Genomic DNA, 13,589 nt, shown 5'->3' with positions numbered 1-13,589 from the left:
ACGGAGAAATTTAGTAATATTAAATTTTACTTCAATTCTATTTTACATCAAAAAGATACTTTCAAAATGTTTGAAATAATAACCTACAATCATAAAAACACCATTTATAATTCCCGTTGTTATAATTAGGTTACTATATTTTCTTTTTTTGTCCAAAAAACCTAGGGTACAGCAGGCAATAAAAAGTATGGAGGAATACACTGCGGGATACATTTTAAAAGCTTCTGTAAGATCACCTTGAATCAATAAAAGTAAAGCCCGCTGAAAGCCACAGCCCAAGCATTCAATTCCAAAGATTGTTTTACTTAAACAAGGGAGCATGTGTTTTTCTAAATTCAATTTTTTTCTTTTTACAACTTTACAAATAAACAATAAACTTTTTACAAATTAAAAAGAGCAATTTAAAAATGATTACTTTTGAATATTAATATTAGAAAATGAAAAAATTTATAATTCCTATTATGATAGTAGCCATTGTAGTGGCTCTGTACGAGCAAGTAAGTGCTGATAAAAATATTTACATTATGGCTGTTGCTATAGTTATTTTTATGATGGGAATGATGCAGTTGAGCGCTAAAACACCAAGTAAGAATCAGGAAAATAAGGATGATAATGTTGAATAAAGGAGATAAAGTTTCGGTTCTTGATGACGCCATAAATGGTGTCGTTCTTTCTGTACAAGAGAATCGTGTTACAATAGAAACAGAAGATGGTTTTACAATGGCATTTCTTGCCAATGAATTGATTAAAGTAAGTGACAGTAGTAATTTATTGGATTCTATTAGAAGGATAGATGTTGCTGAAATTAAAAAAGAAAAAGAGATTCCTAAGCCACGTAGTTTTGTAAAAGAAAAAAAATCTAAACATGAAATTTCTGCACCAGAGTTTGATTTACATATTGAAAAATTAGTGCCTAATAAAAGAGGAATGTCTAATTATGATATTTTGACCTTACAAACCGAAACAGCCAAAAGACACATTGAATTTGCCATTAAAAACAGAATTCCAAAAATAGTTTTTATTCATGGAGTAGGAGAGGGAATCTTAAAAGCAGAACTTGATTTTCTACTTGGTCGTTACGATAATATTGCTTTTCAGGATGGTAATTATCAAAAATATGGTTTGGGCGCCACCGAAGTGTATATCAAGCAAAGTGCCATGTAAAATGATAAGTTGGTCATAAAAAGTAAAACCCAATTCTAAAAGTAATTTTATATACTGCTAGAATTGGGTTTTTTGTATCAAATAATATCTGCCTTATTTTGAAAACTAATTTGTAGTCTGTAACTCGCCGTAAATGTAATTGTCACCTAGACTAAAATCATTTGTTCCTTTTTTTAGTTTCACCTTTTTTAGAACAATTGTATGCTTAAACCCCGTTCCGAAAGTTGTTGTGGTAACTTCAATAGTACCGCTAGTATTAGCAACACCTGGAATTGCTATCCATTCTTCGGTTACACTAGGAGTAGCAGGATAAGTGGTGTTGCAAAAATAACTGTCAGTTAATAAACCTCCAAACAGTCTGTAAGTGAGTTTGTTTACAGTGTTGCCAATGAGTGCTATGCGAGGAGTATTTAATGGTGTAGTTTCATTTTTAATCAAAGCTGGATCAATATCAAGTATCAAAGCTTCACTACTGTTTTTATCATATAATTGCTTGGTGTTTGGACATTGTTTCAATACTTTAGTAAATGAAAAAGGGAGAGGTGTAGTGTTTAAAATATAATCACCAAAAGTAAAGGTATCATATACCTGAGTGCCATTTCCCTTATCAAACGTTATATTTTTAAATGTAATGTTGTGGCTGTATCCAGTTATTCTGGTACTGTTATCAGTTTGGTTTAATGGTTTAACGGCTTTAGTTGTAATCACTATTTTTCCACCCGTTGCTATCCATTCATCTACAACAATAGGATTTGCAGGCGGTATTGTTTCACATAACGTTGCAGAGGTTACCGTTCCATTATAAAAACGATAAATTACACGATTTGTAGTATTAATATCTATTTCTTGAGTGCTTTCCTCAGTAGGAAATTGAATTCCTGATGCATCAATAAGTAAGGCTTCGTTTTCTTTTACTTTATAGATAATGTTGGTTTTAGTACATTTTTGAGCTGTTACCGACTCAAAGTTGATGTTCTCTTGTGTTAAATCACCATCATCACAACTGTTTAAAATAACCGCTAAAAATAATATGCTTAAAATTTTTTTCATCATCAATAATTTGAAACAAAAATAGAATTTTTTAATGGGTTCTTGTTGTATTGTAATTTAAAAAACACATTTTTAACATGATATTAAGGGAGTTTTTTTTGAAAGGTGACACTTTGATTACCCAACTTGATTGGTTTTTAAGGCTGTATTACTTTGAGAAATGAGTATCTTTGTACCTCATTTTTTTATCAATGAGATTAAATAAATATTATTCGGCGGCCTTCCTTGCTTTTTTTATGTGGGGTTTTTTCAGTTTCGCACTTAAACCGTTACATCTTTATCCATCACTAGATATCTTGTTTTATCGTGTTTTCTTTAGTGTAATTACGATGGTGTTAATTAATGTTTTTTTTCGAAAAAAAATAATCTCTGAAAATTGGAGTCGTTTTAAGCAATTAGCACCTAAGGAGCAAAAAAAAGTAGTTTGGCTTACTCTAGGCGGAGGCTTTTTTTTATCATCAAACTGGTTTGTTTATATTTTTGTAATGAATCATGTAAGCGTAAATGCTGCTTCTTTAGCCTATTTAATATGTCCTATTGTGACCACAGTTTTAGCCTTTTTTATGCTCAAAGAAAAACTAAGTTATTGGCAATGGGTTGCAGTTGGAATTAGTTTTTTGAGTTGTATTTTGTTATCGTTTGATCATTTCCAAGATATTTTTTTTAGTTTAGTTACTGCTGCAACGTATGCCTTGTATTTAGTAAGCCAGCGAAAAAATAACGAAATTGATAAGTTTTTAGGATTAACCATTCAGTTGATTTTTACTGCGGTTATTTTACTGCCTTTTTATCCAGCATACAGCGGTCCAGTTCCTTCAGAGCCTATTTTTTATACATGCATGTTTATGATTGTAGTTTTTTTTACAATCATTCCACTTTTCTTAAATCTATATGCCTTAAAAGGAATAAACTCTTCAGCGGTGGGAATTATGATTTATATTAATCCGATAATTAATTTTTTATTAGCTGTTTTTTACTACGAGGAACAAGTACGAAATATTCAATTATTTTCCTATTTCTTAATTTTATTGTCTATCGTAGTATTCAACAAAGAAGTATTATTTAAGAAAAACAAAAAATTATTTTCAACTACCAAAGGCGCCAAGTAACCTTTCAAATATATCAACTACAATGCAAAAAGTATATCTTGACAATGCTTCAACTACTGCACTTCGTCCCGAGGTGATTCAGGAAATGACACACGTTCTGGAACAAGAATACGGTAATCCGTCTTCTACGCACAGCTTTGGAAGAAGTTCCAAAAATGTTTTAGAATTGTCTCGAAAAGTTATTGCTAAAAATTTGAATGCTACTGCACAAGAAATCATCTTTACATCTTGTGGTACCGAGGCTAACAATTGGATTTTACAATCAGCAGTAAAAGATTTAAAGGTAGAACGAATTATTACCAGTAAAATTGAGCATCACGCGGTTTTATATACAGTATTAGCGCTACAGCAACAGTACGGAATTCAAGTAGATTATGTAGCTATAAAACCAGATGGCGCTATAGATTTAACCCATTTAGTTACTCTTTTAGCAGATGATAAAAAGACTTTAGTTAGTTTAATGCATGTGAATAATGAAATAGGAACTGTACTAGATTTGAACCGTGTGGGTATCATTTGTAAAGAGCATAATGTGTTGTTTCACTCTGATACCGTACAATCCATTGGAAAAATGAATCTTGATTTACAAAATATCCCGGTTGATTTTATTGTGGCTAGTGCACATAAATTTCACGGTCCAAAAGGAGTAGGATTTGCTTTTATTCGAAAAAATTCAGGATTACAACCTTTATTCTTTGGTGGAGAACAAGAAAAGGGATTGCGCGCAGGAACCGAAGCCTTACATCAAATAGCGGGTATGGCAAAGGCTTTAGAACTTTCGTATTTAAATTTAGAAAAAGAGCAAAAGGACATTGAAGCTTTAAAAAAATATTTGTGGGATCAATTACAAGTATATATTCCAGGTGTAAAATGTAACGGTGATCTTTCGGGTTTTTATAATGTTATAAATATTCTTTTACCTTTTGATAAAGAAAAAACAGCAATGATTTTGTTTCATTTAGATATGAAAGGTATTGCAGTTTCAAGAGGAAGTGCTTGTCAATCAGGAAGTATTAAACCTTCCCATGTTTTGGCAGAGCTTTTAAGTGAATCTGATTTAGTGTTACCAAGTTTGAGAGTTTCTTTTAGTCATTTTAACACTACACAAGATGTTGATACTTTTGTAGAAGCTCTTGTAGCCATTCAAAATAGTTAATCGCATTAAAAATAAACTTACACAATCAGTTGTTTTAGTTCGTCAAGAGATATAGGCTTAACAATATAATTTGAGATTTCGTTATATTTTTTTGCTTTTTCAATATCAGTGGGGTCAATTGAACTGGTCATGATATAGATAGTAATTGTTTGTTTGATTGGAATTTTGATAAACTCATCCAGAAATTGCCAACCATTCCAAATAGGCATATTTATATCTAATAAAATTAAATCAGGGAGTTTTCCATCCGTATTTATTATTGTTTTTAGTTTGTCAAATGCTTCTTTGCCGTCTCTAAAAATCATAAAACTATTGCAAAAATCTGCAATTTCCATAATTCTTTTAGCACCAAAAACAAAGATTGGGTCGTTATCAATTATACAAGCAATATCTATCTTAGGCATTTTGAAAATATAATTTAAAAGTGGTTCCTTTATCAACTTCACTAGTTACGGTAATTTTACCGCCTATAGCTTCTATTTGGTTTTTTGTAATAAATAACCCAATCCCTCGAGCATCATCATTCATGTGAAAAGTTTTATACATTCCAAAAAGCTTATCTCCGTTTTGTTTTAAATCTATCCCTAGACCATTGTCTTCAATACTTAATACAATTTTATCATTCTCAACAGTAGCATTCAACTTAATATAGGCCTTCCTTTTATCTGATTTGTATTTTATAGAATTCGATAAAAAATTCAATAAAATACTTTCTACATAAGCAGGAATGCCTAAAATAAACACATCACTTTTTACTTCATTTTGAATATTTACTTGTGCATTTTTAGCTAAAATTTGTATGTTGTTTATGCTGTTTTCAATTGCGTCACTTAAATTAACGGGTGCTATGTTCTCTGTTATAGTGGTATTCATAATTACCACTTCATTGAGGTGTCCAATAGTATCTTTTAAGTTTTTTGAAGCTAAATCTAGTAGTTGAATGATTTCATTATCGGCATAAGAAGGATTTTCATACAAAAGCAAATCTAACATCATAGCAATATTGCCGGAGTGAGATCTTAAGTTATGAGAAACAATATGTGCGAAATTTTTCAATCGTTCGTTTTGATCCTTTGTGACAAATAATAGCGACTGTATTTCATTTTCTACTTTTTTGATGCTACTAATGTCTACAGCGATCATTAAATAACCTGTAATTTCATTATTCCTTTTTACTGCTGTAACTGTAAGTTGTACCGGAAATTGAGTTCCGTCTTTTTTTACATACGTCCATTCGCTGGTTTCAAATTTTCCTTTATGTAGCACGTGGGTAAAAACTTCAAAACCTTTGCAGTTAATATTTTTTTCAATTAATATTTTTTCTTCTTGTGCTTCAATTTCTTCTTGTAAATGAATAGTTTCAGGAGTTTTTAAATGTATAACTTCCTCTTTCGGGTATCCTAAAAGATTTTCGGCACCAGTATTAAAGGTTGTTATTAGTCCATCAATATTAGTCTCAATAATAGCAACTTGAGTGCTAGCATCTAGTATTCCTTGAAGTTTTGATACAGCCTGTTCTAGTTTATTTTCAGCATTTTTTTGGGATGTAATATCTATGATTTGGGATATGATGTACAAAGGGTTATTATCAGAATCCCTAACAATAGATGCTGCTAGAATAACATAAACAATTGTTTCGTCTTTACAAATGTATTTTTTTTCAAGGTGATAAAAATTTATTTTACCCTCTACAAGTTCTTTTAGTAAAGCAAGATCTTCATCTAAATCATCTGGATGAGTAATGTCTTGAAAAGTGAGTTGCATTAACTCTTCATTAGTGTATCCTGTAATTTCGCATAAGTTTTTATTCACTTTTAGCCATTGCCCGTGTACATTGAGTAATGCCATACCTATAGCGGCACTCTCAAAATTCCCTCGAAAAGCCTCTTCACTTACTAACAGTTGTTCTTGAATTTTTTTTCTTTCAGTGATGTCTTCTGTGAGCATAATTAATCCTCCTATCTTTTCTGAATCGGTGTACCAAGGTTTAACTACCCACCTTATCCACTGTGTTGAACCATCTAGTCGAACAAATTTTTCTTCATCTCTTTTGTGAGTGTCACCAGTTAAGCATTGTTGGTGTATTTTTTTCCATTCCTCACCTATCTCGGGGAAAACATCGTAATGTGATTGGCCAATTATCTTTTGACCTTCTAAACGATAATCAGTAATCCATTTTTCAGACGAAGCAATGTATTTCACCTGTGTGTCAAACATTGCAATAGCGGTAGGGGTTTGTTCTATAAATAATTTATTTCTCTCAAATGTTTTTTTAGTTTCGGTAATATCAGTATGAGTACCATACATCATTAAGGGTAGTCCTTCATCAGTCCAGTTTATTATTCTTCCGTGATCTAAAACCCAAACCCATTCCCCATTTTTATGTTTCATTCTACATTCACAATGATAAAAATCGCGCTCTTTATTATAGCATTCTTCAAGAATTTTTTGTGATTGGAGTAAATCATCAGGATGTGCGAAGTCAATCCAAGTTTGGATACTAATGGGTTGTAATTCTTCAAGTGTGTAACCTATAATTTCTGCCCAACGATTATTAAAAATTGCTTCCCCAGTTTGAATATTCCATTCCCATGTCCCTAAGTTGGTTCCTTCAAGTACACTTTGTAGCTTTTCTTTCTCTTTTATTAATTCAATTTTGGCATTCTTTTCAATAGTTATATCTTGAAAAGTTCCATAGACTTTGGTACATCTACCTTTTGTAAATACTGTTTGGCCAATAGTTCTAATCCAGCGGTGATTTCCTTTTGCAGTAATTATTTGTAAGCGATAATCAAATGGTTCGTTATTTTTTATCGCATTAGATATTGCTATGTTAATTATATCTCTGTTATCACCCTCTTTATAAAAATGAATTGCCGTTTCTAGATTAGGGATATAGTTTTCACAAACTTCATGGATTTCCTTTGTGATTTTACTCCAATGGATTTGTTGAGCTAAAATGTCAAATTCCCAATACCCAATTCTCGCTGCTGAATTGCAGTTTTCAAGTAAAAGCTCTTGTTCTTTTTGGTATGTAATGTCAATATGAGCTCCCAGTAACCGTAAACCATTGCCATCTGGGCTTTGAATGATTTTACCATTGCATTTCATCCAAACTGTAAATCCGTTTTCATGGGTAAACCTACAAATTTGCTCGTAAGTAAAATCAATAGAATTTGTACGTATTACTTCTTGAAGTAATTCCAAATCTTCTTTGTTAATCAGATCTTTCCATGATTTGATTTTGCTTGGTAATTCGTTATAATTATAACCTAGTGTTGACCAGAACTTAGGGCTCATGTAGTTATGATTGGGATTTTCAATATCCCAGTATGTCAGGCCGTCAAGAGCTGTTTCTTGTATAAAATCAAATACAGAGTTATCTTTTTTGATTAATTCGTATAATTCGGTTTTCAAATAACTCATACGTATTTTATTATTTGTAAACAAAATTAATTTATTTTTTTATTCGATATGTATTTATTTCGAATAATTATGCCAAATTGAAATAGATAAGGATCAAAAATTTTAATCATTCATAAATTGATTTACTAAAAAAAAACCGTCACAAAAATAACATTGCAACGGTTTTTAAATTTTAATTGAATCAATTATTTTGGCATTACCACAGAGTCAATTGCATGAATTACACCATTTGAAGCAGCCACATCAGCAAGAACAACAGTAGATGTTGCTCCATTTGCATCCGTTAAAATTACTTTTCCATCTTTTAAGCTCAATTCGATTTTACCACCTTGAACAGTTGTAACGGTAAATTTACCATTATTTTTGTTGATTGCCTCAGTTACTGCTGCTGCGTCAAATTTTCCCGAAACTACATGATACGTTAAAACTGCTTTCAGTTTGTCAAGACTTTCTGGTTTCAATAGCCCATCAACTGTACCAGCAGGCAATTTGTCAAAGGCTGCATTGTTTGGTGCAAAAACTGTAAATGGTCCTTCGCTACTTAATGTTTCTACTAATCCTGCCGCTTTTACAGCAGTTACTAATGTAGAAAAATCAGCATTTCCAGCTGCTACACCTACAATGTTTGGTGTTTCAACAACTGCTGCAGAGTCAACTGCAACTGTTGTTGTGTCAGCGGTTTCTGCTGTTTCAGCAGTTTTCTTTTCTCCACATGAAGTTGTAATAACTCCTAATAGTGCCATAGCACCGATTACTTTTACTAATTTCATTTTAAATATTTTAGTTTAATTAAATTAAGATATTCAAATATAGGCATTTAATGCATTTGTTTAATATATTTAACAAAAAATTAAACAAAATTAAAAGCAGATGGTTTTCAAGAGTTTAGCCAATCAGTTTTGAATTTAAAGTAATAATTTTTGAAATTGTAAAACACTTTTATTTTCTGTAATAATAATTCTATTTATTTGATAACAGCATTTATTTTACTCCAAAGGGCATTGTCAAAACCAGAAACTGCAAAGTTAGGGTTTGATGGGTCAGAAGCATTTCCCATTCTAACAATTACCATTTTCTTACTCGGGATAACATAAATTCTTTGATCGCTGGCTCCCATTGCTGCATACATATCAGCAGGTGCATTAGGCACAAGTGAGCCTTGAAATACGGTTTGCTCACCTGGTATCATTGCACTCGATTTACCGTTCAACCACCATAGGTAGCCGTAAGATGGATTAATATTTTGAGACGTATTTACACTCTCGTTAAAAAAGGATTCGTTTACAATTGTTTCATTATTCCATTTTCCTTTATTTAATGCTAATAGTCCAAATCGCGCCATGCTTTTTGTTGTACTATGGTATATTGTGAAAATAGCTCCAAAATTCCAAAAGCCATCCATGCCAATTTTATTTTTTAATTTTTCATTAAAATAATTTTCAAATGGTTTATTGCTAGCTTTTGCAATCACATCAGTTAATTTCTGAAAAACATTACTATAAGCCCATCGAGTATTGGCATCAGCAATGTAGGTTATATTTGATTTTATCATGAATTGTTTACTGTCATCATTTCCTGCAGTCATGGTCAATAAATTACGAACTTGGATAAGATCTTCTTTAGGTAATGGCATACTAGTCCATTCTGTACCCAGGTAATTAGATACTTTTGTGTTCAAGTTTACTAGTCCTTCTTGCACTGCTATTCCGGTTGTAGTTGCTACAAGTGTTTTACCTGCGCTATTCCATTCCCATGTATCTGTTGCTGTGTGTCCGTTAAAATATTCCTCCATTACTATTCTGCCGTTAACAAGAATTAGAAAGGATTTTGTATTTTTTTGGATTAAAAAATCTTTTAATGGTTGTATTGCACTTTGATTCCAACCTAAACTTGCACTTGATGTGGTTTCCCAGTTGCTATTTGAATTTGATGGGAAATACATTTCAGTTGTGGGATTTAGTTCTACTTCCTCATTATTATTGCTACAGCTGCTTACTAATACAATACATAGTATTAAAATAAAATTTTTCATAATAGTTTTTTTTCTATGACTTCATATTTTTAAAAAGGTTTAATTATTTCTTGTTTTGTCAGTTTAAAATCTTTTAAAATTCGAATTTAGGTATGAAATAAGCGTATTTAATGTTAATTTTAACAATTTAATTTTATAAACTAGAATAAAAAAACCGACTTACAATTGTAAATCGGTTTCTAGAAATTTATTTAAACAAATAAGCCTTCAATGCTTAAGTAATGTTCTCCTGTGTCGTAACAAAAAGTTAATACATTTGCATTTTCAGGAATTTCAGGAAGTTTTTTGGCTACTGCCGCCAGTGATGCTCCTGATGATATTCCTATAAACATTCCTTCTTCTTTTGCGGCTCTTTGTGCATATAAAAATGCTTCATCTTTACTAACTTGAATTGTACCATCCAATAAATCAGTATGAAGATTTTTAGGGATAAATCCAGCACCTATCCCTTGAATAGGGTGAGGAGCAGGAGCGCCACCACTAATTACAGGAGAAGCTTCTGGCTCTACTGCATAAACTTTAAGGTTTGGGAAATGCTGTTTTAGTATTTCGGCACAACCTGTAATATGACCACCCGTTCCTACTCCGGTAATTAAGTAATCCAAGCCTTCTGGGAATGCTTTTATAATTTCTTGTGCAGTAGTTTTTTTATGAATTTCAATATTAGCCGGATTTTCAAACTGAAGTGGAGACCAAGCATTAGGAGATTCAGCAACTAGTTCTTGTGCTTTTTCTAGTGCTCCTTTCATTCCTTTTTCTCGGGGTGTAAGTACAAACTCAGCACCGTACAAGCTCATGAGTCTGCGTCTTTCAATTGACATCGATTCTGGCATTACCAATACTAATTTGTACCCTTTTACAGCTGCAACCATGGCAAGACCAATTCCAGTATTACCAGATGTGGCCTCAATAATGGTTCCACCTGCTTTGAGTAACCCTTTTTCTTCGGCATCTTCAATCATGGCAAGTGCAATTCTATCCTTGATGCTTGCACCAGGATTAGCGCGTTCTAGTTTAATGTAAATATTATGGTTGTTGCCAAACAAACGATTGATTTTTACATGTGGTGTATTGCCAATTGTGTCGAGTATGTTGTTGAATTTTGTCATAACTTATATAGAGAAAAAATTAATATCTTTTGTTTCTAGTTGATTTAAAACTGTGTTTTTATTAGACTGCATGACAAATGAATACGGATTAACACTTTTGGTTATAAACGTATTTCCACCAATAATACTGTGATTACCAATTATTGTACTACCACCTAAAATGGTGGCATTAGCATAAATGATAACATGATCTTCAACAGTAGGGTGTCGTTTTTTTTCTTGCATGCTTTTTTCTACTTGCAAAGCTCCTAGAGTTACACCTTGGTAAACACTCACATGTTTTCCTATCACTGTGGTTTCACCAATTACTATTCCTGTTCCATGATCAATTATAAACGGAACTCCAATTGTAGCATTGGGATGGATATCTACTCCTGTTTTACTGTGTGCATACTCCGTTAAAATTCGGGGCAGTAGGCAAGGGGTTCTTGTTGCGATGGCATTCGCTATACGATATACTTCAATTGCAAAAAAACCTGGGTAGGAATTAATGATTTCCTGAATGCAATCAGCAGCTGGATCTGTGTCAAGAATGGCTTGAGCATCTTGCTGCATGTTAGCGTATAAATGTGGTAAAGAAGTATAAAACGCTTCGGCATCATCAAGTATCACCTCTGTTGGTTTGTTCTTTACAATTTCGGATAAAATACTAATAAAATCGGCTTTGTTTTGATTTAAAAGTACTTCTATTTGAATGGTCTCTAAGGCTTTTTCAGGGAATAAAATTTTGAATAAGTCATCAATCCAATTGACAATTTTAGAGGAATCAATTGCTCGTACCCAATTATTATTTTGGTTTTCGCTTAAAAGTGAAGAAAATCGTTTGTTTTCAGGTGTCATTTTTATAAAATAAGTTCTAAATAATGTGGTCCTGCCCACGTTTTACAAAGATATAGGAGATTTGTTTAGAAAGTAGGGTACGTTTTGTAAATAATTGTTAATGTACAAAAAATATACAAATTAGTGTATTTCTGTGTGCATTGAAGCAAAAAAAATCCGATTGGCAAACGAGCCAATCGGATTTTATGAATTCAAAGAGTTTTATCTTACAAGTGAATAACCTCACCGTAAGCATCAGCAACAGCTTCCATTACTGCCTCACTCATAGTAGGGTGTGGGTGAATGGCTTTTAATATTTCATGTCCAGTAGTTTCTAGTTTACGAGCTACAACTGCCTCAGCAATCATATCAGTAACACCAGCACCAATCATGTGGCATCCTAACCATTCGCCGTATTTAGCATCAAAAATTACTTTTACAAAACCATCTGGTGTTCCAGAAGCTTTTGCTTTACCTGATGCTGAGAATGGAAATTTACCAATTTTTAATTCGTATCCTTTTTCTTTAGCTTGTTTTTCTGTTAATCCAACAGATGCAATTTCTGGAGTTGCATAGGTACAACCTGGTACGTTTCCGTAATCAATAGGCTCTACGTGAAGTCCTGCAATTTTTTCTACACAGTTAATTCCTTCAGCAGATGCAACGTGCGCCAATGCTTGACCAGGAGTTACATCACCAATGGCGTAGTAACCTGGAATATTGGTTGCATTGAAAGCGTCAACTAAAATTTTATCTCTATCAGTTGCAATTCCTACTTCTTCTAGTCCAATGTTTTCAATGTTGGTTTTGATTCCAACTGCTGAAAGTAAAATATCAGCTTCAAGAACTTCTTCTCCTTTAGCTGTTTTCACAAATGCTTTTACACCAGTACCAGTGGTATCAATGCGTTCTACAGAAGAGTTTGTCATGATTTTTACACCTGCTTTTTTCATAGAACGTTCCATTTGTTTAGAAATGTCTTCGTCTTCAACAGGAACAATGTTTGGCATAAATTCAACAATAGTTACATCTGTTCCCATTGCGTTATAGAAATGAGCAAACTCAACTCCAATTGCTCCAGAACCTACAATGATCATCGATTTAGGTTGTGTTGGCAATGTCATGGCTTGTCTGTAACCAATTACTTTTACACCATCTTGAGGCAAGTTAGGTAATTCACGAGAGCGAGCTCCAGTAGCGATAATAATATGATCTGCACTGTATTCTGTAACTTTATTTTCTTTGTCAGTAACATCAACTTTTTTGCCTGGTTTTAGTTTTCCAAAACCATCAATAACGTCAATTTTATTTTTCTTCATTAAGAATTGAACACCTTTGCTCATTCCATCTGCTACTGATCGGCTGCGTTGTACAACAGCTGGGAAATCTTTATCAAATGAGGATACCGTTAATCCGTAATCCGAAGCATGTTTTAAATAATCAAAAACTTGAGCCGATTTAAGTAAGGCTTTTGTTGGGATACATCCCCAGTTCAAGCATACACCACCTAAGTTCTCTTTTTCTATTACGGCTACTTTAAAGCCCAATTGAGATGCTCTAATTGCAGTAACATAACCACCAGGACCACTTCCTAAAACTATAATATCGTATTTCATTGTAAAGTTTTTTTGTTTTTTTATTGATAAGAAAGCAGTATTTCTACTATTTTCATTTACGACTTGTTTGAATCGCTTTTCGGATAGCAAAATTAAGGATTTATTTTA

13 protein-coding genes are annotated in these 13,589 nt (G+C 32.6%); 4 read left to right on the top strand and 9 right to left on the bottom strand.

What is annotated here, in order from left to right; genetic code table 11:
• Positions 1-42: 42 nt before the first annotated feature.
• Entirely contained in the window at positions 43-339 is a 297-nt protein-coding gene (locus tag IQ05_RS09520) for a DUF2752 domain-containing protein (RefSeq protein ID WP_144892363.1), read from the bottom strand.
• A gap of 122 nt (positions 340-461) precedes the next feature.
• On the opposite strand from IQ05_RS09520, the gene IQ05_RS09515 reads away from it, so the two are divergent.
• Positions 462-623, top strand: a complete 162-nt coding sequence (locus IQ05_RS09515) for a hypothetical protein (RefSeq protein ID WP_317133640.1) — start codon at positions 462-464, stop codon at positions 621-623.
• On the top strand, positions 613-1,164 hold the full coding sequence (locus tag IQ05_RS09510; RefSeq protein WP_144892359.1) for a Smr/MutS family protein: 552 nt from the start codon (positions 613-615) through the stop codon (positions 1,162-1,164). Before IQ05_RS09515 ends, IQ05_RS09510 begins: the two co-directional genes overlap by 11 nt.
• Positions 1,165-1,269: 105 nt before the next feature.
• On the opposite strand, the gene IQ05_RS09505 is transcribed toward IQ05_RS09510, so the two are convergent.
• A complete protein-coding gene (locus IQ05_RS09505; RefSeq protein WP_144892357.1) occupies positions 1,270-2,214 on the bottom strand; it encodes a hypothetical protein in 945 nt (314 codons plus the stop codon).
• Between the two features lie 191 nt (positions 2,215-2,405).
• Here IQ05_RS09505 and IQ05_RS09500 point away from each other — a divergent pair, with 191 nt between their 5' ends.
• Positions 2,406-3,323: an EamA family transporter gene (locus IQ05_RS09500; RefSeq protein WP_144892355.1), complete on the top strand. Its 918-nt coding sequence runs from the start codon at positions 2,406-2,408 to the stop codon at positions 3,321-3,323.
• Between the two features lie 22 nt (positions 3,324-3,345).
• Entirely contained in the window at positions 3,346-4,479 is a 1,134-nt protein-coding gene (locus tag IQ05_RS09495; RefSeq protein WP_144892353.1) for a cysteine desulfurase family protein, read from the top strand.
• 17 nt (positions 4,480-4,496) lie between these two features.
• On the opposite strand, the gene IQ05_RS09490 is transcribed toward IQ05_RS09495, so the two are convergent.
• The 7 genes from IQ05_RS09490 to lpdA form a co-directional block, all read right to left on the bottom strand.
• A complete protein-coding gene (locus IQ05_RS09490) occupies positions 4,497-4,883 on the bottom strand; it encodes a response regulator (protein ID WP_086454238.1) in 387 nt (128 codons plus the stop codon).
• On the bottom strand, positions 4,876-7,905 hold the full coding sequence (locus IQ05_RS09485) for a PAS domain S-box protein (protein ID WP_144892351.1): 3,030 nt from the start codon (positions 7,903-7,905) through the stop codon (positions 4,876-4,878). The genes IQ05_RS09490 and IQ05_RS09485 overlap by 8 nt, the downstream gene beginning before the upstream one ends.
• A 185-nt stretch (positions 7,906-8,090) precedes the next feature.
• On the bottom strand, positions 8,091-8,675 hold the full coding sequence (locus IQ05_RS09480) for a fasciclin domain-containing protein (RefSeq protein WP_182651071.1): 585 nt from the start codon (positions 8,673-8,675) through the stop codon (positions 8,091-8,093).
• Between the two features lie 194 nt (positions 8,676-8,869).
• Positions 8,870-9,937 carry a serine hydrolase domain-containing protein gene (locus IQ05_RS09475; RefSeq protein ID WP_167496937.1) on the bottom strand — a complete coding sequence of 356 codons (1,068 nt, stop codon included), beginning with the start codon at positions 9,935-9,937 and terminating at the stop codon, positions 8,870-8,872.
• Between the two features lie 191 nt (positions 9,938-10,128).
• A complete protein-coding gene (cysK, locus tag IQ05_RS09470; protein WP_144892349.1) occupies positions 10,129-11,046 on the bottom strand; it encodes a cysteine synthase A in 918 nt (305 codons plus the stop codon).
• A gap of 3 nt (positions 11,047-11,049) precedes the next feature.
• Positions 11,050-11,886 carry a serine O-acetyltransferase gene (locus tag IQ05_RS09465; protein WP_144892347.1) on the bottom strand — a complete coding sequence of 279 codons (837 nt, stop codon included), beginning with the start codon at positions 11,884-11,886 and terminating at the stop codon, positions 11,050-11,052.
• A gap of 206 nt (positions 11,887-12,092) precedes the next feature.
• Positions 12,093-13,481 carry a dihydrolipoyl dehydrogenase gene (gene lpdA, locus IQ05_RS09460; protein WP_144892345.1) on the bottom strand — a complete coding sequence of 463 codons (1,389 nt, stop codon included), beginning with the start codon at positions 13,479-13,481 and terminating at the stop codon, positions 12,093-12,095.
• Between the last annotated feature and the right edge of the window lie 108 nt (positions 13,482-13,589).

Origin of the sequence: Flavobacterium tiangeerense, from assembly GCF_007830355.1 — a bacterium.
GTDB lineage: Bacteria > Bacteroidota > Bacteroidia > Flavobacteriales > Flavobacteriaceae > Flavobacterium > Flavobacterium tiangeerense.
This window is presented reverse-complemented; position numbering and strand designations above follow the sequence as displayed.